Here is a 26,927-nt window from a genome sequence, read left to right on the forward strand (position 1 = left end):
TGCGGACCCGTTGTGGCTGCTCGCGCCCACGCGGCGGAGCCGCATGATGTGACAGCCCCGCGCCCCTGTCGGGGCTCAGCCGAGTCGCTGAGCGAGCCCGCCCGTACACCTGACCTCGTCCCCCGCCGTGATGAGCAGGGCCTCCACGTCCGGGAGTGACTCCAGCCAGTCGAGTGCCTGGCGGGAGCCCATCGCAAAGGCTGCCGTGGCCCAGGTGTCCGCCCAGGTCAGGTGGGGGCCCACCACCGTCACGGCGACGAGGTCGGTGACCGCGGACTTGCCGGTGCGCGGGTCGACGATGTGCGCACCGCGCTCGGCGGTGCCGGAGGTGGCCACGGCCAGTTCGTCGGCGCCGGCGGCGGAGACCACGGCCGCCAGGGAACCCGGGCGGAGCGGATCCGCCACGCCGACCCGCCACGGCCGCTGCGGTCCGGGCATGCCGCACAGCTGGACGTCGCCACCGCCGTTCACGCTGACCCCGCTAGCCCCGGCCGCGGCGAGGAGCCGGGCCACGCGCTCGGTCGACCACCCCTTCACCAGACCGGTCGGGTCGAGCTGTCCCTCGTACGTCGTACTGAACCAGCCCTCGCTGAGCCGCTCCGCCTCGGCACACAGGTCGAGCACCTCGGCGACCTCCGGATCGCACTCGGCGACCGTCAGCTCACCGCGCGCCAGACGCGAGATCTGGCTGTCCTGGCGGTAGGTGCTGAACACCTCGTCCACCCGGTGGAGTTGGGCGACCGCCTCCTCCAACGCGGCCTGAACGGCCGCAGGTTCGCCGCCGCGCACGTCGAACGAGAAGACGGTGCCCATGACCTCCTCGACGTGGCGCAGCGCGGGCAAGGCCTCCGCCGGGTCAGGCACCGGCCTTGTCCAGTGCGGACTGGAGGGACTTCTTGTATCCGGCGCTGGTGTAGGTGGCTCCGGAGACCGCGTCGATGTCGGCGCTTTGGGTGGCTGCGGCCGCTTGGTTGAGTTTCGGTACGGCATTGCTGGTCACCTCCGTGCTCTGTCCCCCGCTGGGTGCCTGGATGGCCTCGGCCTTGGAGATCGATGTGCCGTTCAGGGTGAGGCGGACCTGGACGGGCCCGTACTGGGTCTGGACGACATCGCCGTCGACGGTCTGGCCGTCGGGGGCGGGCGCCGCGGCTGCCGCGGACGACGCGGCCGGCTGGGACGGCGACGCCGCCGGCTCGGCCGGTGCGCTCTCGGCGGCCTGGTCGAGGGCGGACTGGAGGGACTTCTTGTATCCGGCGCTGGTGTAGGTGGCACCGGAGACGGCGTCGATGTCGGCGGTTCCCGCGGCGACGGCCGCCTGGTTGAGTTTCGGTACGGCGTCCGCGGTGACCGTGGTGCTCTGGCCGCCGCTGGGCGCCTGGACCGCCTCGGCCTTGGTGATCTTGTCGCCGCTGAGGGTGAGACGGACCTGGACAGGCCCGTACTGGGTGTCGGCCACGCTTCCGGTGACCGTACGCGTTCCGGAGGACGACTGGTCCGAGCTGCCGCCCTGCGGCGACTCCTGCCCGGCCACCGTCGCCTGGGCGGCCGCTCCGCCCTGCGCCGAAGCGGAGGCCGGGTCGGACCCGGGCTTCAGGGACAGCAGCAGGACGATCCCGGACACGGTGGCGGCGCTGGCGAGCACGACACGCCTGAGGGGGTGGCTCTTCTTCATCGCTCCTGACTCCCGTCGCTCACATCTCGAACGACTCGTGATGGATACGGCGGGCGGGGACTCCCGCGCCGCGCAGTGCTTCGTACACCTGCTGCGCGAAGCCGGGCGGCCCGCACATGAAGACGTCATGGTTCTCGATGTCCGGCAGCTTGCGGCGCAGGCTGTCCGGCGAGATGTCCGGGCGCGCCCCGTCGGGGCTGTTCACCGCGTACATCAGGCGGGCCCCACGCTCCTTGGAGATGGACGCGAGCTCGTCCCACAGCGCCAGGTCCTGGGTGCTGTTGGCCCGGTAGAGGAGCGTCAGGTCTCCGGAGGCGCCGGGCAGTGTCTCGAACAGTGCCCGCATCGGCGTGATGCCGACGCCGCCGGCCACCAGCAGGACCTTTCCGCGGCTGCGCTTGGACGCCGTCAGCGCGCCGTACGGGCCCTCGGCCCAGACCCGGGTGCCGGGCTCCAGCTCGCGCAGCGCGGCGCTGTGGTCGCCGATCGCCTTCACGGTGATGCGCAGCATGGTGGGGCGGGGCGCCGCCGACAGCGAGTACGGGTGGGAGCTGAGCCGCATCCCCGGCGCCATGAAGCGCCAGCGGAAGAACTGCCCGGCCTCGGCACCCATCCGGTGCAGCTTCCGCCCGCTGATCAGCACCGACACGATCCCCGGCGCCTCCTCGATCACGGCTTTGACCCGCATCCGGTGCCGCATGTTCAGCCGGACCGGCACGATCACCCGGTACCAGATCATCAGCGCGGTCACCGTCCCGTACAGCGCGTACCAGGCCGTCTTCGCGGTGGGCTGGACGGCGAAGTCGTTGCCGGTGGACAGCTGGTGCCAGAACGACAGGTACACGGCGGCGTAGGTGAGCAGATGGATGTGGTACCAGGTGTCGTACGGCATCCTGCGGCGCACCGGGCCGATGGAGAGCAGGCCGATGAGGAACAACAGGCCGGTGCCGATGGCGGCCTTGCCCATGTCGGGCAGTTGGTTGACCGAGTCGATGGTCTGCTGGACGATGTCGCCGAAGGTCCGGCCGGACTGGAGCGCGTAGCCGTACATCGTCAGCACGAGATGGGCGACGACCAGAGAGATCGTGTAGCGGCCGCTCATCGCATGCCACCGGGCCACCCGGTCGGAGCCCACCCGGCGCTCCAGGGCGGGCACCCGGGCCATCTGCAGCACCACGAGGGCCATGAAGTACCCGGCCAACAAGCCTGTGATCCGGCCCGCGTTGATCATCTGGCTGGTGTGGTCCGCGATGGACGGCGTGTTGCTCCACCACAGCCAGATGACCCCGGCCGCACCCGCCCAGACAGCGAGCAGCAGCAGGACGGCGGGGGAGCGGCGAGGGCGGATGCGGCGCATGGTCTGGCGCCGCGCGGCGCGGCCACCGGCGATCGTGGACACGGTTCCTCCGTGGTCGTCCGTGGGGACGGGGAAAGGGGAGGGGCCCCCTTGGCCCAGAGGTACGTGGCCCGAGCGCTGTGTGTTCAACCGGTTGCCGAGTCCAGTGCGGACTGGAGGGACTGGCGGTAACCGTCGCTCGTGTAAGTGGCACCGGACACCGTGTCGATGTTGGCGCTCTGCGCGGTGATCGCCTCCCTTTTGAGCTGAGGTATCGCGTAGCTGTTGATCTGCTGATCCCTCGGGTTGTCCTGGGGATAGGAGACGGCCGTGACGTCGGTGATCTTGCCGCTCTTCAGGGTGACGCGGACCTGCACGGGCCCGTAGCGGGTCTGCACGGTGGTGCCGGTGAGCGTTCCGGTGGTGGTGCCGGTAACGGAGCTGCCGCTGCTTCCGGTTGTGCTCGCGCCACTGTTGGAGGGCAGGGCGACGGCAGGCGTGCTGTGCGGCTTCAGCGACAGCAGCAGTACGACACTGGAAACGGTGGCGGCGGTCGCCAGCACGACACGGCGCAGCGGGCGGTTCCGGTTCAGGGCGTGCACGGGGTCCTCGCAACTCTCCTGCGCTTCATGGGATCTACGGTGCTCATAGCTCTCCTGCGCTTCACGGATCTACGGTGCTCACAGCTCTCCCGCGCTTCATGGATCTACGGTGCTCACAGCTCTCCTGCGCCTCACGGGATCGACGGTGCTCACAGCTCGAACGACTCGTGGTGGATGCGGCGGTCAGGGACACCTGCCGCGCGCAACGCCCGGTACACGTCCCGTGCGAAGGCGTCGGGCCCGCACACGTACACGTCGTGCCCGCCGACATCGGAGACGGCCGCACGCAGCGTCTGGGCCGTGAAGGGCGGCCGGGAGCCGTCCGCGCCGTTGAGCGCGTACACCACGCGTGCCCCGCGCCACCGTGCGATGGCCTCCAACTCGGCGCCGAGTGCGAGGTCTTCGGCCGTCCGTGCCCGGTAGAGCAGCGTGACCTGACCCGGCAGCGTCTCGAACAGGGCCCGCAGCGGAGTGATGCCGACCCCGGCCGCGATCAGGAGCACCTTGTGCGAGCTGCGCCGGTCCGCGGTCAGCGAGCCGTACGGGCCCTCCGCCCACACCCGTGTTCCGGGACGCAGGAGCGGGACGGACGCGCTGTGGCCGCCGAGCGCCTTGACCGTGATGCGCAGCAGGTCGGGTCGGGGCGGGGCCGACAGCGAGTACGGCGAGGAGGTCCAGCGCATCCCCTCCGCGAGGAATCGCCAGCGGAAGAACTGCCCCGGCTGCGCCCGGAGTTCATCGATGTGCCGCCCGCGTACGACGACGGAGAACACGTCGGACGTCTCTTGGTGCACCGACTCCACCCGCAGTCGGTGGCGCAGATTGAGCCGGACCGGGGTGAGGATCCGGAACCAGACAACCAGCGCCGCGGCGCCCAGGTACAGCGCGTACCAGGCGGCCTGCGCAAGGGAGTTGCCCGTGAAGTCGGCGCCCAGCGCGAGCTGATGGCCGAAGGAGAGGAAGAGGGCGGCGTACGTGAGCAGGTGTACGTAGTACCAGAACTCGTGGCTCACCCGGCGCCGTACCGCACGCGCGGACAGGATCCCGACGGCGACCAGGATCAGCGCGCCCGCCGTGGCCTTCAGCATCTCCGGGTAGGTGAGGACGACGGTCGTCAGCTCGTGCACGATCCCGCTGCCGTCCTGGGCGGCGTACCCGAACAGGATCAGCGTGACGTGCGCGACCAGCAGACAGATCGTGTAGCGCCCCGCCATGGCGTGCCAGCGGGCCACCCGGTCCGAGCCGATCCGCCGCTCCAGGAGCGGGACGCGGGCCATCAGAGCGACGAGCACCGCGCAGCCGTAGCCGCACAGCAGCCCGGCGATCCGCCCGCCGTCTGTCAGCCAGCCCGCCGCTCCGACCACCGAACGGGTGTCCGCCCACCACAGCGCGACCACGGCGAGCGCACCGGCCCAGAGCAGCGCCAGCAGCAGCCCGGCCGGGGAACGGCGTGCCTCCAGCGGCACGGCAGGCGCCGCACGCTGTTCGTACACGGTGGTCATGTGCTCGTCCTTTCGGCTGTCCGGGAGACAACTGTGCGGTCCGCACCTCTGAGCGGGCTCTGAGCGGGCGGCGCCGGCGGTCCGCATCTCCGAGCGGGCGGCGTACGAGGGGCGCGTACACCTGGGTGACCGGCCGCGAGCCGTGTCGGTGCACTCAGAGGAAACTCAGAGCTTGACCGGGCGGCACCGTGGCCGACGAGGGGCGATGCTGTGAGAAGCCATGAACACACTCCGCTCCGGCCGCCCCGAGCTCACCCGTCCCGACGGCACCCCCGTCCGCGTCCTCGTCGTCGACGATGACCCGGACCTGGCCGAGGTCCTCTCCGGCGCCCTGCGCTACGAGGGCTGGGAGGTACGGACGGCGGGCGACGGGGCAGCGGCCGTCACCGAGGCGCGCGGCCTGCTGCCCGATGCCGTCGTCCTCGACGTCATGCTCCCGGACACCGACGGCTTCGCCGTACTGCGCGATCTGCACGCCGTGAAACCCGACGTCTGCGTCCTCTTCCTCACCGCACGGGACGCCGTCGAGGACCGCATCACCGGCATCACCGCGGGCGGCGACGACTATGTGACGAAGCCGTTCAGCCTGGAGGAGGTCGTCGCCCGGCTGCGCGGCCTGCTGCGCCGCGCGGGCATGGCCCGCCAGCTGGACGAGGGACCACGGCTCGTGGTCGGGGACCTCGTGATGGACGAGGAGGCCCGCGAGGTGGCCCGCGGCGGCGATCTGATCGAACTGTCGCCGACCGAGTTCGAACTGCTGCGCTATCTGATGCGCAACCCGCGCAGGGTGCTCAGCAAGGCCCAGATCCTCGACCGCGTCTGGTCGTACGACTTCGGCGGCCAGGCCCATGTCGTGGAGCTCTACATCTCCTATCTGCGCAAGAAGGTGGACTCGGGCCGCGAGCCCATGATCCATACGGTGCGGGGCGCGGGGTACGTCCTCAAACCGGTCGTGGGCCGGTGAGGGCGCGGTGGGCGGGGGTGCGGGGGCCGGTGGCTCGGCTGCGGGCGGGCCGGCTGCGAGCGGGCTGGTTCCCAGGGAGCTGGGCGCGCGGGTTTCGGCTGCGTGGCGGGCGTCTGCGAGAGGGTGGGATGCGAGGGTTTCGGCTGCGTGGCCGGCGCCCGCGAGGTGGCGGGTCGCGCGGGCTGCGGTTGCCGCGCCCGCACACGCTCCGGGCCCGGCTCACCGCGGGGCTCGTGGTGCTGCTCGCCGTCAGCTGCGCCGCCGTCGGGGTGGCCGCCGTGCTCGAACTGGATGGGTTCCTCACGGGACGTCTGGACCAGCAGTTGCGGGACGCGGGCGCCAGCTTCCCCGCGAGTCTGGAGCACGGCAGCAGCGTCAAGCCCTCCGACCACGACGGTGACGAGTACGGCGACACCCGCCGCCAGGCCACCGGCACCTTCGGCGCCCGCCTGCTCGACGGGACCGTCACCAACGAAGCCGTCGTCCGCGCCGGCACCGACCCCACCGACCTGAACGTGGTGCTGACCGCCACCGACCGGAAGGCCCTCGCCGCGGTGCCGGTCGACAGCGGTGGACACAGCGTGCGCCTCTCCGCGCTCGGCTCCTACCGGCTGACGGCGTGGCACGGTCAGGACGGTGACGTACTGATCACCGGGCTCCCCCTGGAACCGGTAGAGGCCGCCGTGCACCGCCTCGAACTGGTCGCCGCCTGCGTCTTCGGCGCCGCCCTCGCGGTCACCGGAGTCGCCGGAGCGCTGTGGGTGCGCTGGTCGCTGCGGCCGCTGAGCCGGGTCGCCGCGACCGCGACGCGGGTCAGCGAACTCCCCCTCGCCAGCGGTGAGGTGGCACTGCCGCCGCGTGCGCCCGAGTCCGACCCGCGCAGCGAGGTGGGCCAGGTCGCCGGCGCCTTCAACCGGATGCTCGGCCATGTCGAGGACGCGCTGACCAAGCGGCACGCGAGCGAGGAACGGCTGCGCAGCTTCGCCGCCGACGCCAGCCATGAGCTGCGCACGCCGGTCGCCTCGGTCCGGGGGCACGCCGAACTGGCCCTGCTGCACCCCGGCCCGGTGCCTCCCGAGGTGACCCGCGCCCTGGAGCGGATCGCCGCCGAGTCGGCGCGGATGGGCGAGATGGTCGACGATCTGCTGCTCCTCGCCCGCCTTGACGCGGGCCGCCCGCTGGAGCGGCGCTCCGTCGACCTCACCCGTCTCGTCCTCGACTCGGTCACGGACGCGCGGGCCGCCGGCCCTGATCACCGCTGGACCCTGGAGCTGGCGGAGGAGCCGGTGACGGTGACCGGCGACGCGCACCGGCTCCAACAGGTGTTGGCCAACCTGTTGGCCAACGCCCGTTTGCACACGCCTGTTGGCGCCAGGGTGACGGTGTCACTGACAGCTGACGCCGCTACGGCCGTCCTGACGGTTCGCGACGACGGCCCGGGAGTACCCGAGGACGTTCAGCCCGGTGTCTTCGAACGCTTCACCCGAGCGGACCGCCGCCGCAGCGAGGGCGAGGGCGGCGGAGCGGGACTCGGCCTGTCGATCGTGGCGGCGGTGGTCGCGGCCCACGGCGGCACAGTGGCGCTGGAGAGCCGCCCGGGGGCGACGACGTTCACCGTCCGGCTGCCGACCGACGCCAGGAGCGACCCATGGGGCGGGCGCGGGGAACAGCGTGAGCAACCATGAACAACCCTTGGCCATCAACGGTCCTGACCCCGGCGCCGCTCAGTAGCGAGTGATCGCGGTCGCCCCGCCCGCCGTGCCGATCGCGATGTGCGGCCCGCGCGCCGGATCGGCCCACCGCACGATCCGCCGCATCGCGTCCGCGGGCACCGACACGCAACCAGCCGTGGCTCCCCGCCCGTTGACATGCAGGAAGATGCCGGCGCCGCGCCCCCGTACCGGCCGCTCGTAGTTGAACCCGACGACGAGGGCGTGCGCGTACTGCGTGGCGTACGAGACCAGGTGCTCGGACTCGGCGGCGCGGCAGTCGGCGGGGCGGGGCTCGGTCCACCGGTTGTAGGCGCGGGAGTCGTTGTCCTGGCACCACCAGGAGTTCCGGTGGACCCGCCGGTAGGGGGCCTTGGTGCCGTCGGGCGCGGCCTCGATCCCGAACGCGTACGGAAGGCCGTACAGACCGGTGGGTGTCGTGTTCGTCCCCTGTCTCCGCGCGCCGCCCTCGACCAGCCCCTTGGCGCCGAAGCGCGCGGCTGCCGAACCGGCCTTCACCCAGCGCCCGTCGCGCCGGTCCCACCAGGTGACGGTCCCCGTCGTCGAGGACGTACGCGTGGCCTGTGCGGTGATGAGCTGTGTGCCGCCGCCGGTGTCCGTCATCCGCCCGGGCAGCGGAGGCGGACCGCTCGGGGCCAGGCCCAAGGTGAGGAGGGACACGGACGCGAGGAGAACGGCGGCACCGGGACGACGCATGGAGCGGACGTTACGGGGAGGCGCCGGTCGGGGCAGCCCGGGGTGGGCCGACCGGGCGGTGTCCGGCGGTGTGCACGGGATGTGCAGGCTCAGGCCGGGGTGGGAGGCAGCGGCAGGGGGAGCCCGGGCAGGCCGTCGATGCTCGTCGCGATGTGCTCCTTCTTCCCGAAGTACGCGTCGAGCGAGGCGTCGTCCTCGCGCGTGAAGCGCTTGGCGTGCAGGTCGCGGTCCTCGTCGTACGACATGAAGGGCACCGCGTATCCGCAGGTGTCACGGATGAGGTCGGCCGTCACGACGATGATCGCGCGCAGCCCGTGCGGGGTCGGGTCGATGTCCGGGAAGTGGGCGAGCAGTTCCGTGAAGCGTGGGTCGTCACGGAAGACGGGCTCGCCGTGGCCGTGCACGCGGACGATGTTCGGCGGCCCCTGGAAGGCGCACCACATGAGGGTGATCCGGCGGTTCTCCCGTAGGTGGGCGATCGTCTCGGCGTTGCTTCCCGCGAAGTCCAGGTACGCCACGGTCAGTTCGTCGAGCACCGCGAAGGAGCCGGTGAGTCCCTTGGGGGAGAGGTTGATCGTGCCGTCCCCCGACAGGGGCGCGGTCGCGGTGAAGAAGAGGGGCTGCGCCTCGATGAAGGTACGCAGTCGGCCGTCAATGCGCTCGTAAGTCTTTCCCATGTCTAACGATTATTGGACAAGTTCCTTACTTTGTCTAAGGAATTGCAGAGTTCCCCGAGTCGTCGGATTGACGAATCATGCAGAGCACTGCATACTCATGCATGCCAGCGAATGCACTGTGAGGAGAAACCCCGTGGCCGAGCGCGTCGTACTCGCCTACTCAGGCGGTCTGGACACCTCAGTCGCCATCGGCTGGATCGCCGAGGAGACGGGCGCCGAGGTCATCGCCGTCGCGGTGGACGTCGGCCAGGGCGGCGAGGACCTGGACGTCATCCGCAAGCGTGCGCTCGCCTGCGGCGCCGTCGAGGCCGAGGTCGCGGAGGCCAAGGACGAGTTCGCCGAGGAGTACTGCCTCCCGGCGATCAAGGCCAACGCCCTCTACATGGACCGCTACCCGCTGGTCTCCGCGCTCTCCCGGCCGACGATCGTCAAGCACCTCGTCGCCGCCGCCCAGAAGCACGGCGCCACCACGGTCGCGCACGGCTGCACCGGCAAGGGCAACGACCAGGTCCGCTTCGAGGCCGGCATCGTCGCCCTCGCCCCCGACCTCCGGTGCATCGCCCCGGTCCGCGACTACGCGATGACCCGGGACAAGGCGATCGCCTTCTGCGAGGAGAAGCAGCTCCCGATCGCCACCTCCAAGAAGTCCCCGTACTCCATCGACCAGAACGTCTTCGGGCGGGCCGTCGAGACGGGGTTCCTCGAGGACATCTGGAACGCGCCGATCGAGGACATCTACGAGTACACCTCGAATCCCGCCGAGGCCCGCGAGGCCGACGAGGTCGTCATCTCCTTCAAGGCGGGCGTCCCCGTCGCGATCGACGGCAGGCCCGTCTCCGTCCTACGGGCCATCCAGCAGCTGAACGAGCGCGCCGGCGCGCAGGGCATCGGCCGGATCGACATGGTCGAGGACCGGCTCGTGGGCATCAAGTCCCGTGAGGTGTACGAGGCTCCAGGTGCGATCGCCCTGATCACCGCCCACCAGGAGCTGGAGAACGTCACCGTCGAGCGCGAACTCGCCCGCTACAAGCGGCAGGTGGAGCAGCGCTGGGGCGAACTGGTCTATGACGGCCAGTGGTTCTCCCCGCTCAAGCGTGCCCTGGACGGCTTCATCAACGAGGCCAACGAGCACGTCAACGGCGACATCCGGATGACGCTGCACGGCGGCCGCGCCGTCGTCACCGGCCGACGCTCCGAGACGTCGCTCTACGACTTCAACCTCGCGACATACGACACGGGCGACAGCTTCGACCAGGCCGCGGCCAAGGGCTTCATCGACATCTACAGCCTGTCGTCGAAGATCGCGGCACAGCGTCAATTGCGGGCATAGCCCGACGTGGACCAGGCGTAGGTCCCGCCTGCATCCGCAGGCGCAGTCCTCGCCCGTACTAGCCTGATGACCGCCTCCTCACCCCTCGGTGCGGAGACGGTGGCACATCAACAGCTTTGAGGAGCAACGCAAGTGAGCAGCAACAGCGGTGACGTACGGCTCTGGGGCGGCCGTTTCGCCGACGGTCCCGCCGAGGCCCTGGCCAAGCTGTCCGCGTCGGTCCATTTCGACTGGCGGCTCGCGCCGTACGACATCGCCGGGTCGCGTGCCCATGCGCGCGTGCTGCACAAGGCGGGTCTGCTCACGGAGGACGAGCTGACGCGCATGCTCGCGGGCCTCGACCAGCTCGCGGCTGACGTCGCCGACGGCTCCCTCGTCGGCACGATCGCCGACGAGGACGTCCATACGGCCCTGGAACGCGGCCTGTTGGAGATCCTCGGCCCCGACCTCGGCGGCAAGCTCCGCGCCGGCCGCTCCCGCAACGACCAGGTCGCGACCCTCTTCCGGATGTACCTGCGCGACCACGCCCGGATCATCGGCGGCCTGATCGCCGATCTCCAGGACGCGCTGATCGGCCTCGCGGAGGCCCACCCGGACGTCGCGATGCCCGGCCGCACCCACCTCCAGCACGCCCAGCCGGTGCTGTTCGCGCACCATGTCCTGGCCCACGTCCAGCCCCTGTCCCGGGACGCGGAGCGCCTGCGCCAGTGGGACGAGCGCACGGCGGTGTCGCCGTACGGCTCAGGTGCGCTGGCCGGTTCGTCTCTCGGCCTGGACCCGGAGTCGGTCGCCAAGGACCTCGGCTTCGAGCACGGCAGCGTGGCCAACTCCATCGACGGCACGGCCTCCCGTGACTTCGTCGCCGAGTTCGCCTTCATCACCGCGATGATCGGCGTGAACCTCTCCCGGATCGCCGAAGAGATCATCATCTGGAACACGAAGGAGTTCTCCTTCGTCACCCTCCACGACGCGTTCTCCACCGGCTCGTCGATCATGCCGCAGAAGAAGAACCCGGACATCGCGGAGCTGGCGCGCGGCAAGAGCGGCCGTCTCATCGGCAACCTGACCGGCCTGATGGCGACCCTCAAGGCCCTCCCGCTCGCGTACAACCGCGATCTCCAGGAGGACAAGGAGCCGGTCTTCGACTCCTGCGACCAGCTGGAGGTCCTGCTCCCCGCCTTCACCGGCATGATGGCGACCCTGACCGTCCACCGCGAGCGCATGGAGGAGCTGGCCCCGGCCGGCTTCTCGCTCGCCACCGACATCGCCGAGTGGCTGGTCAAGCAGGGCGTGCCGTTCCGCGTCGCACACGAGGTCGCGGGCGAGTGCGTGAAGGTCGCCGAGGCCGAGGGCATCGAGCTGGACGGCCTGACCGACGAGCAGTTCGCGAAGATCTCGGCGCATCTGACGCCGGAGGTGCGGAGTGTCCTCAACGTCCACGGCGCCCTCGCCTCCCGCAACGGCCGCGGCGGTACGGCGCCGAGTGCGGTGGCGATCCAGCTGGCCGAGGTGAAGCGGGACGTGGCGGCCCAGCACGAATGGGCCACGGCCAAGAACAAGCGGTGACCGTGACGGGCGCGGGGTTGTGCGACCGGGTGCCGTGGGACGCCGCTCCCGCACCCGCCGAAGCACGGTAGGAACCGAGCTCTGAAGCGGAGGCGAAGGGCATCGCGGGTTACGTTGGTCGAAGCCGACCGAACGGAGCCCGCGATGCCCTTCGCCCGACTGGCCACCGCTACGACCCCCACCGCCCACATCGGCCTGGGCCTCGCGGCGGTCGGCCGCCCCGGCTACATCACCCTCGACCGAGACCGCGACCTCGGTGAGAACCGCAGCGTCGACACGCTTCGCGCCCGCACTCACGAACTCCTTGACGCCGCTCATGCCCAGGGCGTGCGCTACTTCGACGCGGCCCGCTCGTACGGCCGCTCCGAGGAGTTCCTTGCCGACTGGCTGCACAGCCGGCCCGACATCGACGACGTCGTGATCGGCAGCAAGTGGGGCTACACCTACACGGCGGCCTGGCGCATCGACGCCGAGGCGCACGAGGTCAAGGACCACAGCCTCGCCGCGTACCAGAGGCAGCGTGCCGAGACCGCCGGGCTGCTGGGCGACCGGCTCGACCTCTACCAGATCCACTCGGTGACCCCGGACAGCCCGGCCCTCACCGACAAGGAACTCCACGCCAAGCTGGCCGAAGCCGCCGCCCAGGGTCTCTCGATCGGGTTCTCCACCAGTGGGCCCGCCCAGGCCGACGCGATCCGTGCCGCGCTCGCCGTGACGGTCGACGGCGAGCCGCTCTTCCGTACCGTCCAGGCCACCTACAACGCGCTTGAGACCTCGGCTGCGCCCGCCCTCGCCGAGGCCCACGACGCCGGACTCACCGTGATCGTCAAGGAGGCCGTGGCCAACGGACGCCTGGCGGGCGAGCACGCGCCGGGCGTTCTGCGGGACATCGCGGGGGAGGCCGGGCTCGGCGCCGACGCGGTCGCCCTCGCGCTCGTCCTGCGGCAGCCCTGGGCCGGAGTCGTCCTCTCCGGCGCGGCCACGGTCAACCAGCTCACCTCGAACCTGCACGCGGCGGTCGTCGACCTGGGCGATGACCAGCCGGACAGGCTCGACGCGCTGGCGGAGGAGCCGGCCGCCTACTGGGAGCGGCGCGGGCAGCTGCCCTGGCACTGAGTGCGCTGAGAACACTGAGTACCTCGATGGGCCATGGCTGGTGAGACCCGTCCGCCTCTGGTGAGACATGTATGTCTCATGTGGGTTATGGTTGTCTCATGGCCGTCGACCGTGAACATGTGCTGCGCAGCGCAGCCGCCCTGCTCACCCGGAAATCCACCGCCACCATGGACGAGGTCGCCAAGGCGGCCGGGATCAGCCGGGCCACGCTGCACCGCCAGTTCGCGGGGCGGGACGCACTCGTCCGGGCGCTCGAAGAGCTCGGCATCCGGGAGTGTGACGCCGCCCTCGACGCGGCCCTGCTCGACGAGGGCAGTGCGAGCGAAGCCGTACGGCGGCTGGTGGCGGAGATCGAACCCGTCGCGGCCCTGCTCGCCTTCCTCTACACGGAGAACCAGCTCTTCGAGGGCGACGCGCAGCACGAGGGCTGGGCCCGTCTCGACCAGCGCATCGGCGACCTGTTCCGGCGCGGCCAGGAGCACGGCGAGTTCCGTATCGACCTCAGCCCGGCCTGGCTCACCGAGGCGCTCTACGGGCTGATGGCCTCCGGCGCCTGGGCCGTGATGGACGGCCGCGTGGCCGCCAAGGACTTCCAGTTCATGACCGTCGAACTGCTGCTCGGCGGCGCACTGGGGCCTGTCCGGCGGAACAGGCCGGAGGGAAACAGGAGCGCCTTGTAATCCCGCGTCTCCGAAAAACGTGATCCGCCGGACAGGCCCTAAGGGGACCGGACAGACCCCAAGGAGAGAGGAATCATGACCAGCACCCTGCAGCCGGTATCCGTGGCGGAGGTGGAGAAGCGCCCGGGCCGCTGGCTGGCGCTCTGCGTCCTCGTCCTGGCCGTGCTGCTGGTGGCCGTCGACGCGACCGTCCTCGGCCTGGCCACCCCGTACATCAGCGAGGACCTGAAGCCGTCGGGGACGCAGCTCCTGTGGATCGGCGATGTCTACTCCTTCGTGATCGCGGGCCTGCTCGTCTCCATGGGCGGCCTCGGCGACCGCATCGGCCGTAAGAAGTTGCTGCTGATCGGCGCCACGGCGTTCGGCGCGATATCCGTGCTCAACGCCTATGCGACGACGCCTGAACTGCTGATCGTGGCGCGGGCGTTGCTCGGTGTCGCGGGTGCGACCCTGATGCCTGCCACCCTCGCCCTGATCCGCAACCTCTTCCACGACCCGCGCGAGCGCAGCCTCGCCATCGGCATCTGGGGCGCGACCGCCTCCGCCGGTACGGCGGTCGGCCCCGTGGTGGGCGGCTTCCTGCTCGAACACTTCTGGTGGGGCTCGGTCTTCCTGATCAACCTGCCCGTGATGGTTGTCCTCGTCCTCGTCGGCATCAAGCTGCTGCCCGAGTCGCGCACCCCGAACCCCGGCCCGTGGGACCTGACCAGCGTCGGCCTCTCCCTCGTCGGCATGATCGGCATCGTGTACGCGGTGAAGGAGTCCGCCACGCACGGCTTCGAGTGGCAGGCGGTGACGGTGGGCCTGCTCGGCGCCGGCGCCCTCTATTGGTTCGTACGACGTCAACTCACGCTGCCCTCGCCGCTGTTGGACATGCGGCTGTTCCGGCACCGGGGCTTCTCCGGAGCCGTGCTCGCCGACCTGTTCACCATCCTCGGTCTGTCCGGGCTGGTCTTCTTCCTCTCGCAGTACCTGCAACTCGTGCAGGGAAGGGGCCCGTTGGAGGCCGGCCTCGCCGAACTGCCCGCCGCGGCAGGCGCGGTGGCGGCAGGACTGATCGCGGGTACGGTCGCGCGGCGCTTCTCGGTGCGCGCCGTGGTCGCCGGTGGCCTCGCGGCGGTCGGCCTGGCACTCGCCGCCCTCACCCTGCTGAGCGGGTCCACCGGCTATCCGCTGCTCGGCGCCGCGCTGCTGGTCGTCGGTATCGGCGCGGGATTCTCCTTCACCGTCACGGCCGATGTGATCCTCTCCAGCGTGCCCAAGGAGCAGGCGGGCGCCGCGTCCGCGGTCTCCGAGACGGCGTACGAACTCGGCGCCGCCCTCGGTATCGCCCTCCTCGGCTCGATCGTGACCGGCGTGTATGCGGGCTTCACCGGCCCCGCCGGTACACCGGCCGAGGCTCACGAGTCCCTCGGCGGCGCCGTCGAGTCGGCGGCCGGGCTGCCGGCGGACACCGCGGCTGCCCTGATGGACTCGGCCCGCACCGCCTTCGTCGACGGTCTCACGCTCGCCGCGGGCATCGGCGCGGTCGTGCTGCTCGTCACGGCGGTGGCGGCGTGGTTCCTGCTGCGCGGCCAGAAGCTGGAGGACAGCGCCGAACACCCGTAAGCGGAGCGGGCTTTCAGGTCGGCCCGGGAAACATCGAGGAGCCCGGAAGGCCCAGGAGGTGGAGTCGGCCGTCGCCTACGAGACGTGGGCCAACTCGGGACGAGGGGCCGGCATCCTCGACGACTACCAGGCCGGTGTCTTCGACCGGTTCTGCCGCGCGAAGGGCAACGGCGGCGGGCGCGACCGGCACGCCGGCCTCGGCCTCGCGATCGTCCGGCAGGTCGTGGAGTCGCACGCCGGACAGGTGAAGTTGTTCTCCCGGGCCCGGATGGGGGAGGGCTCCACGTTCGTCCCGTGGTTCCCCACCCCTGGTGTCGAACGCCCGAACGCCCGAACGGCGGGCCGCCCGAGGAGCAGCCCGCCGTCTGAGGAAGTACGGTTACGCGGCTTTGGCCTTCGTGGCGTACATGTCCACATACTCCTGACCCGACAGCCGCATGACCTCGGTCATCACCGAGTCCGTCACGGCCCGCAGGACATAGCGGTCGCGGTCCATCCCCTCGTACCGAGAGAACTCCATCGCCTCACCGAAACGGACCGTGACCCGTCCCGGGCGTGGGAAGCCGGAGCCGCCGGGCTGGATCTTGTCCGTGCCGATGATGGCGAACGGGACGATCGGCGCACCGGTCATCATCGCCAGCCGGGCGATCCCCGTACGGCCCCGGTAGAGCCGGCCGTCGGGGGAGCGGGTGCCTTCCGGGTAGATGCTGAAGACCTTGCCCTCCTCCAGCACCCGGCGGCCGGTCATCAGCGCCGCGACACCGCCGCGCCCGCCGTCCCGGTCGACCGGGATCATGCCGCAGCCGGTGAAGAACCAGGCCATCAGACGGCCCTTGACGCCCTTGCCGGTGACGTACTCGTCCTTGCCGATGAAGAAGACCTGACGGTCGCAGAACAGCGGCATGATCATCGAGTCGATGAATGTGAGGTGGTTGCCGGCAAGGATCACCGGACCTTCGCCCGGGATGTTCTCCGCACCCTCCACCCGTGGGCGGAACATCAGGCGCATGATCGGTCCGAGCACTGCCTTGATGAGCGCGAAGCGGGACAACGGGCCCTCCGGTGTCAAGGGATTCGGTATGTGTATGTGCAGGTGAGGACGATACTCGCGGCCCCAGGGGTATTGCACATCGGGTTCACCGAGTGGATACGCAGTGTTGACGTACGTTTACCTGCGGTGGCCTGCCGGTGAGCGGCTGTCGCGGGGGCGTGACGATGTGACCTATCTCGCGCCCGGCACCCCCGCACGCCCGCCGCGCCGCACCGGCTGACCGTCTGCGACCGCTCGCCGTGCCACTGCACTGCGCGTACCCCGCACAGCGGATTCAAAGCCGACGTGCCATCACCCTGCTCGTTCCGTACGACATCCACGGGTACCCGCGTGTTACGCCACAGGTCTCCCTCCCGTCACACAAGAGAACTTACGATCGAACCGCTTTGACAGTGCGGGGGCACAACAGCGGGAGCAGTAAATGGGAGCGCAGGAGTCGAACGGACAAGAGCGGGGCGCCGCACGGCGGACCCTGCTCGGAGCCGCTGTGCTGGGAGCGGGCGGCGCGGTCCTCGGGCTGCCCGGCGTGGCCCGAGCGGACGCGCAGAAGTCGGACGGCGGCTACCAGAGTCTGCCGAAGCCGACGATCATCGGACACCGTGGGGCCAGCGGCTACCGGCCGGAGCACACCTTCGGGTCCTACCAACTGGCCCTCGACCTCGGCGCGGACGTCGTCGAGGCGGGCGACCTGGTGCCCACCAAGGACGGTCACCTCGTCTGCCGTCACGAGCCGGAGATCGGCGGCACCACGGACGTCGCGGATCACCCCGAGTTCGCCGGCCGCAAGACCACGAAGAGCCTTGACGGGGTTGCCACCACCGGCTGGTTCACCGAGGACTTCACACTCGCCGAACTGAAGACCCTGCGGGCGATCGAGCGCATCCCCGCCAACCGTCCGCACAACACCCTCTACAACGGACGCTGGGAGATCCCCACGTTCGAAGAGGTGCTCAAGTGGCAGGACGAGCAGACCCGCAAGCGCGGCAAGCAGGTCTGGATCTACCCGGAGATCAAGCACCCCACCTACTTCCGGGCGCTCGGCCTCGACACGGAGGTGAAGCTCGCCAAGCTGCTGCGCAAGGCGGGCAAGGACAAGAAGAACTCGCCGGTCATCATCCAGTCCTTCGAGCCGACCAGCCTCCAGCGCATGAACAAGCTCGTCGACAACCCGCTCGCGGTCCTGCTCGACGCGGCGAACACCCGGCCCTGGGACTTCGTCACGACCGGCGACCCGCGCACCGTCGCCGACCTCGTCACCCCCAAGGGCCTCAAGGAGATCGCCTCCTACGCCCAGGGAATCGGCCCCACGGTCAACCTGATCATCCCGAAGGACGCGAACGGCGACTTCACCAAGCCGACCACCCTGGTCAGGGACGCGCACGCGCAGGGCCTGATCCTGCACCCCTACACCATGCGCAACGAGAACCCCTTCCTGCCGCCGGCCTACCGCAAGGGCACCGACGCGGACGCCTACGGCGACGTGTTCGGCGTCTTCCAGGTCTACTTCGAGACGGGCATCGACGGCGTCTTCTCCGACAACGCGGACACCGCGGTGCTCGCCCGCGCGGACTTCGTCAACGGCTGACCCCACCACCCCGGTTGGGGTGACAGACGGCCGCCCCGGCAACCACCCGCCGGGGCGGCCGCGTCGTTCCGCATATGACACAGGACATGGTTGCCACGCTGCGCCCACTGCTCGCCGCCGAGGCCTCGGCCGAGGCATATGCGTCCGGCGCCGAACAGGGCGACCTGGAACAGGCCGTCTGGCTGCGCCTCCTGGAGCGCCTCGACACGGACGGCCCACCCGTCGACCCGCAGGGCTGGCTGCGCCGAGCCGTCCGCTCGGAGGCCCGCCGCAGCCGCCGTACGGCCCGCATCGAACGGCCGTACGCCGCCGATCCCGCCGACGACTGTGGCGCGGGACCCGAACAGCAGGCGATGACCGCCGCCCGCCATCGCGCGCTGCATGACGCGGTACGCCGCCTGCCCGGCCGCTGCCCGAGCCTGCTGGCGGCGCTGCTCTCCCCGAAGGACCTCACCTACCGGGAGATCGCCGGGGAGTTGGGTATCTCACAGGGCAGCCTGGGCCCGGAACGTTCCCGATGTCTGGGATGTCTGCGTCGATTGCTGACACCGGAGGTTGCGGCCGGAGAACCGCGGGGATAGGAGTGAGGGACGACCGGTGGAACAGGTGAGCGGGAGGCGTGCACACATGGGCATGAGCGTGACCATCTCGGCGGCGACCACACAGGACGCCGAGCAGATCCTCAAGCTGCAGTACCTCTGCTACCAGAGCGAGGCCCAGCTGTACGGCGACTACGGCATCGAGCCGCTCACCCAGCCGCTCGACTCCCTCAGGGCCGAGCTCGCCGGAGGCACGGTCCTGGTGGCCCGGCTCGGCGACGAGGTGGTGGCCTCGGTCCGCGGCGCCGTGGACGCCGAGGGCACCGCCCGCATCAACAAGCTCATCGTCCACCCGCGCATGCAGCGCCACGGGCTGGGCGGACGGCTGCTCGCCGCGATCGAGGCCAAGCTCGGCGCGGACGGATCGGCCAAGTCCTTCGAGCTCTTCACCGGCCACCGCAGCGACCACAACCTGCGGTTGTACCGCAAGCACGGCTACGCACAGATCTCCACGGAGCGCGTCGACGAGCGGCTCACACTGGTGACCCTGGCGAAGGGCGCACACGCGGGCGCGTTCGTGGCCAGCGCTTAGAAGTTACCGGGTGCCCAGCCGCTACTGAGTGGGCCTGCGAGCAGCCTTGCGAAGCCAGTACATCGCCGACACCGGCAGCAGCACCGGGATGAACAGATAGCCCATCCCGTAGTCCGACCACACCGTGGCGTCGGGGAAGGCGGACGGCTCCACCAGCGTCCAGGTCCCGACGATCAGCACGCCCGCGAGCTCGGCGGCGCAGCACACCAGCGCCGCCCTGCGAGCCGTCTCACCGCCCCGCACGAGCGAGTACGTGATGAACCCGTAGACGAGCCCCGCGACCGCGGACAGCGAGTAGGCGAGCGGTGCCTTGTCGAACTCCGTCGAGATCTGCACGGCGCTGCGTGAGACGGCGCCGACGACCATCACGCCGTACAGCCAGACCAGCAGCATGCCGGGACCGCTGATGAGCCGCGTCCGCTTCTTCTCCTGAGGCACGGTTCCGTTCTCCTCCGTCGCCGTCATCTCAGCCTCCCCAGATGTCATAGAGCCGGACCTCGAGAACGGCGAGGACGAAGCCGCCGGCGGCCACGGTGATCGATCCCCAACGGGTGCGCTCGGTCAGCGACATGAAGCCGGCGGCCGGGATGCAGGCGAAGGCGCCGAGCAGATACGCCACGAAGATCGTCGTACCCTGTTCCGGCTTCTCACCGCGCGCCAGCTGGACGACGCCGATCACGAGCTGGACCACGGCGAGCAGTGACACCACGGCCATGCCGATGAAGTGCCAGTCCTTGGTGGGCTGATCGCGGTAGGCGGCCCAGCCGCACCAGGCGGCGAGCGCGAGCGCGGCGACGGCGGTCGCGACCGTCAGGGCATCAAGCATGTGCCGACCCTATTACGGGCCAAAGACCTGCTGCGCCTGCCCCCGGGGTGCCCCGTAGGGTCGAAGGCATGAAGATCCACGCTGAAGCCCTCCTCTTCGACAACGACGGAACACTCGTCTCCTCCCTGGAGTCGGTGAACCGCTGCTGGACCCGGTGGTACGAGGAGTACGGCATCATCGCCGAGGACTTCGCCCGGATCGAACTGCACGGCCGCCCCGCCGCCGAGATAGCCGCCGACCTGCTGCCCGCCGACCTGGTCCCCGGGGCACTCGCGCGCATCGAGCAGCTCGAGGTGGAGGACGTACCGGGCGGGGTCCTGCTGCTTCCGGGGACGGCCGAGTTCCTCGCCTCCCTGCCCGCCGACCGCTGGGCCGTCGTCACCTCCGCCACCCGGCGGCTGGCCGCGGCACGGCTCGGCGAGGTCGGCATCCGCCCCAAGACGCTGATCACCGCCGACGACATCACCCGCGGCAAGCCCGATCCCGAGCCCTACCTGCTCGCCGCCCGCGAACTGGGTGTCGACCCGGCCCGCTGCGTGGTCTTCGAGGACGCCCCCGCGGGCCTACAGGCGGGCCGCGCCGCCGGAATGACCACCGTGGCGTTGGCCACAACCCACCGGCCCCACGAGCTGGACGCCGACCTCGTGGTCGAGAACCTCTCCGCACTGTCGGCGCTGGTCACGGCGTACGGAGTGGAGATCTCCGACCGGGACTGAGAGCTGTCCACCGCTGTCCGGTATACGGACAGCGGTGGTGGGCCCCACCTGTGTGTCTGCTTTACTTGATCCCATGACCACGACGAGCAGCCGCATCCTTGCGACCGAGGCGACCATGACGCCCGGTGCTCGTTGTATGTGTCGAATGTGCGCCTTCTAGAGGGCCCTCGCACCACCCCGAGTCTCGCGCCCCGAAGCGAGCCGGCGCGACCTGTCCGTCCCCGGACGTGACGGTCGCTGCCCCGCGCACACGATTCTTCTTCACACCCCGGCTGTCATCGCCACCGCGAGAACCGTGCCGCGTTCAAGACCGAATGCACCCGTGCCCGGCGCACACCCACGCCCTGCACTCGACAGTGACGGAAACCCCAGTGATCACGACCAAGGACCTCACGAAGGTCTATCGGGCCCATCGCTCGCGCGGCCGTGAGGTCACCGCCCTCGACGGCGTCGACCTGCACGTCCGCGAAGGCGAGGTGTACGGCGTCATCGGCCAGTCCGGCGCCGGCAAGTCCTCGCTCATCCGCTGCGTCAACCTCCTGGAACGCCCTACCTCCGGCACGGTCACCGTCGCCGGACAGGACCTCACCGCGCTGGCCGGCCGCGGCTCCCGCGCGGGCGGGGAGCTCCGCAGGGCGCGCAGCCACATCGGGATGGTCTTCCAGCACTTCAACCTGCTGTCCTCGCGCACCGTCCAGGACAACGTGGAGCTGCCCCTGGAGATCCTCGGTGTCTCCGGCAGGGAGCGCTCACGCAAGGCGCTCGAACTGCTCGACCTGGTCGGCCTCTCCGACAAGGCCAAGGCCTACCCGGCCCAGCTCTCCGGCGGCCAGAAGCAGCGCGTCGGCATCGCCCGCGCCCTGGCAGGCGACCCGAAGGTACTGCTCTCCGACGAGGCGACCAGCGCGCTCGACCCGGAGACCACCCGCTCCATCCTCCAGCTGCTGCGCGACCTGAACCGGCAGCTGGGTCTGACCGTCCTGCTCATCACGCACGAGATGGACGTCGTCAAGACCATCTGCGACTCGGCCGCCCTCATGGAGAACGGCAGGATCGTCGAGTCGGGCACCGTCAGCGAACTGCTCGCGACGCCCGGCTCCGAACTGGCCGCCGCGCTCTTCCCGGTGAGCGGCGACCCGACCGACGACGACCGCACGGTCATCGACGTCACCTTCCACGGCGAGGCCGCCACCCAGCCCGTCATCTCGCAGCTCTCCCGCACCTACAACATCGACATCTCGATCCTCGGCGCCGCGATGGACACCGTCGCGGGCAAGCAGGTCGGCCGGATGCGCATCGAACTGCCCGGCCGCTACGAGGAGAACGTCGTGCCGATCGGGTTCCTGCGCGAGCAGGGGCTTCAGATCGACGTTCAGGGCCAGGCGCCCGTACTGCTCAAGGATGGTGCCAAGTGACCTGGTCGGAGATGCAGCCGCTGCTGTCCCAGGCGTGTTGGGACACGTTCTACATGGTCGGCTGGTCCACGCTCATAGCCGTCGCCGGCGGTCTGCCGCTCGGCATCCTGCTCGTCCTCACCGACCGCGGCGGACTGCTCCAGAACGTGCTGGCGAACAGGGTCATCGGGCAGATCGTGAACGTCGCCCGCTCCATGCCGTTCATCATCCTGATGGTCGCGCTGATGGGCTTCACACGCTGGCTCACCGGCTCGACGATCGGCCGCGAGGCCGCCATCGTGCCGCTCGCGATCGGGGCGATCCCCTTCTTCGCGCGGCTTGTCGAGACGGCTGTCCGCGAGGTGGACGGCGGGCTCGTCGAGGCCGTGCAGTCGATGGGCGGCAACACCTGGACCGTCGTCCGCAAGGTCCTCGTACCGGAGTCGCTGCCGTCGCTGATCTCCTCGGCGACCACCACGATCGTCGCCCTCATCGGCTACTCGGCGATGGCCGGCACCGTCGGCGCCGGAGGCCTCGGCGACATCGCGATCCGGTACGGCTATCAGCGCTTCGAGACCGAGCTGATGTGGATCACCGTGGGCATCCTCGCCGTGGTCATCTCGGTCATCCAGTTCGTCGGCGACTACGCGGCGCGTGGCCTCCACCGGCGCGGCGGCCAGTCCGGTGCCGGACCGCGGCTGAGGCTGCTGAAGGCCAGGGAGCCCGCGACCGCGGACGTCGGCAAGGTCGCCTGAGCACTTCTTCACCCACCCGCAGATTTCCCCGTATCACCCCTCACGGGGACAGCCACACCCACATGGAAAGGCACTTTTCGTGCGTAACGTCACAAAGCTCGGCACCGCCGTTCTCGCAGCCGGAGCCCTGACCCTGGGTCTCACCGCCTGCGGTTCGGACAAGGACTCCGTTTCCGACACCAGCAGCCCGCTGGTCGTCGCCGCCAGCCCGGTCCCGCACGCGGAGATCCTCGACTACGTCAAGGACAACCTGGCGAAGAAGGCGGGCCTCGACCTGGAGGTCAGAGAGTTCACCGACTACGTCACGCCGAACACGGCGACGGAGGACGGGTCCGTGGGCGCCAACTACTTCCAGAACCAGCCGTACCTCGACGACTTCAACAAGAAGAACGGCACCCACATCGTGCCCGTCGTCACGGTGCACCTGGAGCCGCTCGGCCTCTACTCCAGCAAGGTCAAGAGCGCCGACGACCTGAAGAGCGGCGCGACGATCGCCGTCCCGAACGACAGCGTCAACGAGGCACGCGCACTGAAGCTGCTCGCCACCAACGGGATCATCACGCTCAAGGACGGCGTGGGCAACGAAGCGACCCCCGCGGACATCACCAAGAACCCGAAGGACCTCAAGTTCAAGGAGCTGGAGGCGGCCCAGACCCCGCGCTCCCTGGAGGACGTCGACGCCGCGGTGATCAACGGCAACTACGCCATCGAGGCCGACCTCTCGCCCGCCAAGGACGCCCTCGTCCTGGAGTCCGCGAAGGACAACCCGTACGGCAACTTCCTGGCGGTGAAGAAGGGCAACGAGGACGACCCGCGCGTCAAGAAGCTCGCCGAGCTGCTCACCTCGCCCGAGGTCAAGAAGTTCATCGAGGACAAGTACGAGGGTTCCGTCATCCCGTCGTTCTGACGGGACGACCGGTTTCAGAGGGGTCAACACATGCGCAAGCACGTCATATCCACGGTGTCCGCCGCGATCGTCCTCGGCTTCGGACTGGCCGCCTGTGGTTCGGGCTCGGACTCCGGCAGCGGTGACGACGACGCCCTGGTCGTCGGCGCCACCGCCGTACCGGCCGGCGAGGTCCTGTCGTACATAGAGAAGAACCTGGCCAAGAAGGCCGGACTTGACCTGAAGATCACGGAGTTCACGGACTACGTCCTGCCGAACACCGCGCTCCAGGAGGGCTCGCTCGACGCGAACCTCTACCAGAACCAGCCCTACCTGGATGACTTCAACAAGTCCAAGGGCACGGACCTGGTGTCGGTCGTCAAGGCCTACCTGCCGCCCATGGGCGTGTACTCGAAGAAGGTCAAGGACGTCACCGAACTCACCGACGGAGCCACCGTCGCGGTGCCCAACGATGTCACCAACGAGGGACGCGCCCTCAAGCTCCTTGCCTCCAAGGGTGTCATCACGCTCAAGGAGGGTGCCGGTACGACCGCGTCCCCCAAGGACATCACGGCCAACCCGAAGCACCTGACGTTCAAGGAGCTGGAGCCCGCCCAACTGCCGCGCTCGCTCGACGACGTGGCCGCAGCGGTGATCAACAACAACTACGCCCAGGACGCGGGACTCAGCCCCGCCACCGACGCGATCCTCCTGGAGTCCGCGAAGGACAACCCCTACGCGAACCTCCTGGCGGTCAAGAAGGGCAACGAGGACGATCCGCGGGTCAAGAAGCTCGCGAAGCTCCTGACCTCGCCGGAGGTCAGGAAGTTCATCGAGGACAAGTACAAGGGCTCGGTCCTGCCGGTCACTTCCGGCTGACACCCGTCGTCACCGCACGGGGTTCACTCCCTCACCCGGAGTGGACCCCGTGGTGCGTCACGGTGGTTTCATGCTGCATGCTGGGCAGTTCAGCGGGCCCGGTGGTTTCCCACGGCCCGAGGTTCCCGAAGGTTACGGAGCGGCGCATGACGAGCACCTTCCCCGACATCTCCATCAGCACGGAGCGGTTGGTCATGCGTGCGCTCGAGGACGACGACGTCGCCGCCCTGACCGAGATGATGAACGACGAGATGGTCGCGGCCTGGACGGCGGTGCCCCAGCCCTACACCGAGGACGGCGCCCGCTCCTGGATCACCGACTACGCGCCCACCGAACGCCGGGCGGGCCGCGGACTCGACCTCGCCGTCACGGAGTTCCTCACCCAGCGCCTGGTCGGCATCATCCAGCTCGCCAAGACGAACTGGCACGTGCGGTCCGCCGAACTGTCGTACATCATCGCCCCCTGGGCCCGCGGCGAGGGCTACGCCTCCGAGGCCGCGCTCGCCACCGCCCAATGGCTCTTCCGTGAGCAGAAGTTCGAGCGCCTCGAACTGCGTACGGCCGCCGACAACACCGCCTCGCAGCAGGTCGCCCAGAAGATCGGCTGCATCAGCGAGGGCGTCCTGCGGGGCGCCTGCATAGCGCGTACCCGTACCGAGGACGGCGACTGGACCGACGTACGCACCGACTACATCGTGTGGAGCCTGCTGCCGGAGGACCTGGACGGCGTGGGCGAACAGTTCGCCGACAGCGGTTTCACGTCGTTCTCCGACTGGAACTGACTCCGGGGAATCGCTGAAGGGGAACCGGGAAAGTCCCCGGAGGCGGACCTGGACCCCAGCGGCCCCGGTGCGGCATCCGCGGGACCGCTCCCACCCTCCGGAGCCCGTGAGGACGCCGCGCAGCGGTACCAGGTACTCTCACGGAGCCCGCCCACGGGCCTGCCCTGACGACCTGCGAAAACCTTTCTGGAGACTGACAACGATGGCCGACCGGGTCACGGTGATCGGCTGGGACGGCTCGCCGCTGAGCGCCGCGGCGCGCTCGGCTCTCGCTGCCGCGACGCTGGTGGCCGGCACGGCCCATCACCTCGCGCTTCCCGAGGTGCCCGCGACCGCCGAACGCATACGCCTCGGCAGCGTCGCCCTCGCCGCCCGCCGGATCGCGGGCCACCGGGGCAGCGCCGTCGTCCTCGCCGACGGGGACCCGGGCTTCTTCGGTGTCGTCCGCACCCTGCGGGGTCCCGAGTTCGGCCTGGAGGTCGAAGTCGTCCCGGCCGTCTCCTCGGTGGCCACCGCGTTCGCCCGCGCAGGCATGGCCTGGGACGACGCACACGTGGTCGTCGCACATGCCCGCACCCTGAGACGCGCAGTGAACGTATGCCGCGCACACACCAAGGTCGCCGTCCTCACCTCGCCCGGCGCCGGCCCCGCCGAACTCGGCCTCCTCATGGACGGAGTGCACCGCACCTTCGTCATCTGCGAGGAACTCGGCACCGCGAACGAACAGGTCACGATCCTCACCTCCGACAAGGCGGCCGACCACACCTGGCGCGACCCGAACGTCGTCATCGTCATCGGCGGCTTCGTGGCCGCGGCAGAAGGCGGCAGCTGGATCGCGGGCCCCGAACCCGCCGCGGGACCACGCGGCTGGGCGCTCCCCGCGAAGGCGTACGGCGGCGCACTCGGCGAAGGTGAGACGGATCTGCTGCGCGCCGCCCAACTCGCCCGCCTGGGACCGCGCGTCGGAGACCTCGTCTGGGACATCGGCTCAGGCAGCGGCGCCTTCGCCACCGAGGCCGCGCGGACCGGCGCCGCCGTCATCGCGGTCGACCGGAACCCCGGCTCCTGCGCCCGCACCGAGGACTCCGCCCGCCGCTTCGGCGTCCAGATGCAGATCGTGCACGGCGCCGCTCCGCACGTCCTGGAGGACCTGCCCGAACCCGACGTCGTACGTGTCGGGGGCGGCGGAGTCGCGGTGGTTTCCGCGGTCGCCGATCGACGGCCGCAGTGCATCGTCACGCACGCCTCGACCCGCGACGCCGCCGAACTCGTCGGCAGGCAACTGACGGAGCACGGATACCAGGTGGAGTGCTCCCTCATCCAGTCCGTCGAACTCGACACAAGGGCCTGGACGGAGACGGAACGGAGCGTCGCGTTCCTGCTCACAGGCCGTCTGCCCGATCGCGCCGATCGCGCCCTGTGATCCTGTTGTCGTACTGCGCG

27 protein-coding genes and 1 pseudogene are annotated in these 26,927 nt (G+C 70.0%); 18 read left to right on the forward strand and 10 right to left on the reverse strand.

All coding sequences use genetic code 11. The features are described 5' to 3' along the window. Positions 1-75: 75 nt before the first annotated feature. The 5 genes from ACIPC1_RS26695 to ACIPC1_RS26715 form a co-directional block, all read right to left on the reverse strand. Entirely contained in the window at positions 76-813 is a 738-nt protein-coding gene (locus tag ACIPC1_RS26695; RefSeq protein ID WP_402521436.1) for an FAD:protein FMN transferase, read from the reverse strand. Between the two features lie 43 nt (positions 814-856). Then, complete coding sequence (locus ACIPC1_RS26700) at positions 857-1,672, reverse strand: FMN-binding protein (protein ID WP_402521122.1); 816 nt, start codon at positions 1,670-1,672, stop codon at positions 857-859. Positions 1,673-1,691: 19 nt separating this feature from the next. Next, positions 1,692-3,029 (reverse strand): ferric reductase-like transmembrane domain-containing protein, encoded by a 1,338-nt coding sequence (locus ACIPC1_RS26705; RefSeq protein WP_402521439.1) that lies wholly within the window; start codon positions 3,027-3,029, stop codon positions 1,692-1,694. 125 nt (positions 3,030-3,154) lie between these two features. Then, on the reverse strand, positions 3,155-3,610 hold the full coding sequence (locus ACIPC1_RS26710; RefSeq protein WP_402521124.1) for an FMN-binding protein: 456 nt from the start codon (positions 3,608-3,610) through the stop codon (positions 3,155-3,157). Between the two features lie 149 nt (positions 3,611-3,759). Further along, positions 3,760-5,112, reverse strand: a complete 1,353-nt coding sequence (locus ACIPC1_RS26715) for a ferric reductase-like transmembrane domain-containing protein (RefSeq protein ID WP_402521127.1) — start codon at positions 5,110-5,112, stop codon at positions 3,760-3,762. A 220-nt stretch (positions 5,113-5,332) separates the two neighbouring features. Here ACIPC1_RS26715 and ACIPC1_RS26720 point away from each other — a divergent pair, with 220 nt between their 5' ends. Next, positions 5,333-6,076, forward strand: a complete 744-nt coding sequence (locus ACIPC1_RS26720; RefSeq protein ID WP_402521129.1) for a response regulator transcription factor — start codon at positions 5,333-5,335, stop codon at positions 6,074-6,076. A gap of 128 nt (positions 6,077-6,204) precedes the next feature. Continuing rightward, complete coding sequence (locus tag ACIPC1_RS26725) at positions 6,205-7,761, forward strand: ATP-binding protein (protein ID WP_402521131.1); 1,557 nt, start codon at positions 6,205-6,207, stop codon at positions 7,759-7,761. A 39-nt stretch (positions 7,762-7,800) separates the two neighbouring features. On the opposite strand, the gene ACIPC1_RS26730 is transcribed toward ACIPC1_RS26725, so the two are convergent. Both ACIPC1_RS26730 and ACIPC1_RS26735 read right to left on the reverse strand, forming a co-directional pair. Further along, the gene (locus ACIPC1_RS26730) at positions 7,801-8,502 is read right to left on the reverse strand and encodes a L,D-transpeptidase (RefSeq protein WP_402521133.1); all 702 of its coding nucleotides are present in this window, start codon (positions 8,500-8,502) and stop codon (positions 7,801-7,803) included. An 89-nt stretch (positions 8,503-8,591) separates the two neighbouring features. Next, positions 8,592-9,179 carry a pyridoxamine 5'-phosphate oxidase family protein gene (locus tag ACIPC1_RS26735; RefSeq protein WP_402521135.1) on the reverse strand — a complete coding sequence of 196 codons (588 nt, stop codon included), beginning with the start codon at positions 9,177-9,179 and terminating at the stop codon, positions 8,592-8,594. Positions 9,180-9,312: 133 nt separating this feature from the next. On the opposite strand from ACIPC1_RS26735, the gene ACIPC1_RS26740 reads away from it, so the two are divergent. The 6 genes and pseudogenes from ACIPC1_RS26740 to ACIPC1_RS26765 form a co-directional block, all read left to right on the forward strand. Further along, entirely contained in the window at positions 9,313-10,509 is a 1,197-nt protein-coding gene (locus tag ACIPC1_RS26740) for an argininosuccinate synthase (protein ID WP_402521137.1), read from the forward strand. 132 nt (positions 10,510-10,641) lie between these two features. Then, positions 10,642-12,075, forward strand: coding sequence for an argininosuccinate lyase (gene argH / locus ACIPC1_RS26745; protein WP_402521139.1), 1,434 nt, complete (start codon positions 10,642-10,644; stop codon positions 12,073-12,075). Positions 12,076-12,219: 144 nt separating this feature from the next. After that, positions 12,220-13,191 carry an aldo/keto reductase gene (locus tag ACIPC1_RS26750; protein WP_402521141.1) on the forward strand — a complete coding sequence of 324 codons (972 nt, stop codon included), beginning with the start codon at positions 12,220-12,222 and terminating at the stop codon, positions 13,189-13,191. Between the two features lie 98 nt (positions 13,192-13,289). Next, positions 13,290-13,871: a TetR/AcrR family transcriptional regulator gene (locus ACIPC1_RS26755; RefSeq protein ID WP_384380176.1), complete on the forward strand. Its 582-nt coding sequence runs from the start codon at positions 13,290-13,292 to the stop codon at positions 13,869-13,871. Positions 13,872-13,946: 75 nt separating this feature from the next. Continuing rightward, positions 13,947-15,479, forward strand: a complete 1,533-nt coding sequence (locus tag ACIPC1_RS26760; protein ID WP_402521144.1) for an MFS transporter — start codon at positions 13,947-13,949, stop codon at positions 15,477-15,479. A gap of 58 nt (positions 15,480-15,537) precedes the next feature. Beyond that, positions 15,538-15,774, forward strand: a pseudogene (locus tag ACIPC1_RS26765) (ATP-binding protein); the annotation flags it as partial. An 84-nt stretch (positions 15,775-15,858) separates the two neighbouring features. On the opposite strand, the gene ACIPC1_RS26770 reads toward ACIPC1_RS26765, so the two are convergent. Continuing rightward, positions 15,859-16,530, reverse strand: a complete 672-nt coding sequence (locus ACIPC1_RS26770) for a lysophospholipid acyltransferase family protein (RefSeq protein WP_402521146.1) — start codon at positions 16,528-16,530, stop codon at positions 15,859-15,861. A gap of 421 nt (positions 16,531-16,951) precedes the next feature. On the opposite strand from ACIPC1_RS26770, the gene ACIPC1_RS26775 reads away from it, so the two are divergent. From ACIPC1_RS26775 to ACIPC1_RS26785, 3 genes are all read left to right on the forward strand, one after another. Then, the gene (locus ACIPC1_RS26775; RefSeq protein ID WP_402521148.1) at positions 16,952-18,115 is read left to right on the forward strand and encodes a glycerophosphodiester phosphodiesterase; all 1,164 of its coding nucleotides are present in this window, start codon (positions 16,952-16,954) and stop codon (positions 18,113-18,115) included. 74 nt (positions 18,116-18,189) lie between these two features. Then, a complete protein-coding gene (locus ACIPC1_RS26780) occupies positions 18,190-18,696 on the forward strand; it encodes an RNA polymerase sigma factor (protein WP_402521150.1) in 507 nt (168 codons plus the stop codon). Positions 18,697-18,742: 46 nt separating this feature from the next. Further along, positions 18,743-19,246 carry a GNAT family N-acetyltransferase gene (locus tag ACIPC1_RS26785; RefSeq protein WP_402521152.1) on the forward strand — a complete coding sequence of 168 codons (504 nt, stop codon included), beginning with the start codon at positions 18,743-18,745 and terminating at the stop codon, positions 19,244-19,246. Between the two features lie 21 nt (positions 19,247-19,267). Here ACIPC1_RS26785 and ACIPC1_RS26790 read toward each other — a convergent pair whose 3' ends face one another. Both ACIPC1_RS26790 and ACIPC1_RS26795 read right to left on the reverse strand, forming a co-directional pair. Continuing rightward, positions 19,268-19,711: a hypothetical protein gene (locus ACIPC1_RS26790; RefSeq protein ID WP_402521154.1), complete on the reverse strand. Its 444-nt coding sequence runs from the start codon at positions 19,709-19,711 to the stop codon at positions 19,268-19,270. A gap of 1 nt (position 19,712) precedes the next feature. Further along, positions 19,713-20,072, reverse strand: a complete 360-nt coding sequence (locus ACIPC1_RS26795) for a hypothetical protein (protein WP_402521156.1) — start codon at positions 20,070-20,072, stop codon at positions 19,713-19,715. A gap of 68 nt (positions 20,073-20,140) precedes the next feature. Here ACIPC1_RS26795 and ACIPC1_RS26800 point away from each other — a divergent pair, with 68 nt between their 5' ends. The 7 genes from ACIPC1_RS26800 to cbiE all read left to right on the forward strand — a co-directional run bounded on the left by ACIPC1_RS26800 (position 20,141) and on the right by cbiE (position 26,907). Next, positions 20,141-20,788 carry an HAD family hydrolase gene (locus ACIPC1_RS26800; RefSeq protein ID WP_402521158.1) on the forward strand — a complete coding sequence of 216 codons (648 nt, stop codon included), beginning with the start codon at positions 20,141-20,143 and terminating at the stop codon, positions 20,786-20,788. 314 nt (positions 20,789-21,102) lie between these two features. Then, positions 21,103-22,203: a methionine ABC transporter ATP-binding protein gene (locus tag ACIPC1_RS26805; RefSeq protein WP_402521160.1), complete on the forward strand. Its 1,101-nt coding sequence runs from the start codon at positions 21,103-21,105 to the stop codon at positions 22,201-22,203. After that, positions 22,200-22,937: a methionine ABC transporter permease gene (locus ACIPC1_RS26810; protein ID WP_402521162.1), complete on the forward strand. Its 738-nt coding sequence runs from the start codon at positions 22,200-22,202 to the stop codon at positions 22,935-22,937. Before ACIPC1_RS26805 ends, ACIPC1_RS26810 begins: the two co-directional genes overlap by 4 nt. Positions 22,938-23,016: 79 nt before the next feature. Next, positions 23,017-23,844: a MetQ/NlpA family ABC transporter substrate-binding protein gene (locus ACIPC1_RS26815; protein ID WP_402521164.1), complete on the forward strand. Its 828-nt coding sequence runs from the start codon at positions 23,017-23,019 to the stop codon at positions 23,842-23,844. A 30-nt stretch (positions 23,845-23,874) separates the two neighbouring features. Beyond that, the gene (locus tag ACIPC1_RS26820) at positions 23,875-24,702 is read left to right on the forward strand and encodes a MetQ/NlpA family ABC transporter substrate-binding protein (protein ID WP_402521167.1); all 828 of its coding nucleotides are present in this window, start codon (positions 23,875-23,877) and stop codon (positions 24,700-24,702) included. Between the two features lie 146 nt (positions 24,703-24,848). Continuing rightward, complete coding sequence (locus ACIPC1_RS26825) at positions 24,849-25,484, forward strand: GNAT family N-acetyltransferase (protein WP_402521169.1); 636 nt, start codon at positions 24,849-24,851, stop codon at positions 25,482-25,484. 202 nt (positions 25,485-25,686) lie between these two features. Then, positions 25,687-26,907 (forward strand): precorrin-6y C5,15-methyltransferase (decarboxylating) subunit CbiE, encoded by a 1,221-nt coding sequence (cbiE, locus tag ACIPC1_RS26830; protein ID WP_402521172.1) that lies wholly within the window; start codon positions 25,687-25,689, stop codon positions 26,905-26,907. Positions 26,908-26,927: the final 20 nt, after the last annotated feature.

The organism is Streptomyces sp. NPDC087263, from assembly GCF_044744645.1.
GTDB lineage: Bacteria > Actinomycetota > Actinomycetes > Streptomycetales > Streptomycetaceae > Streptomyces.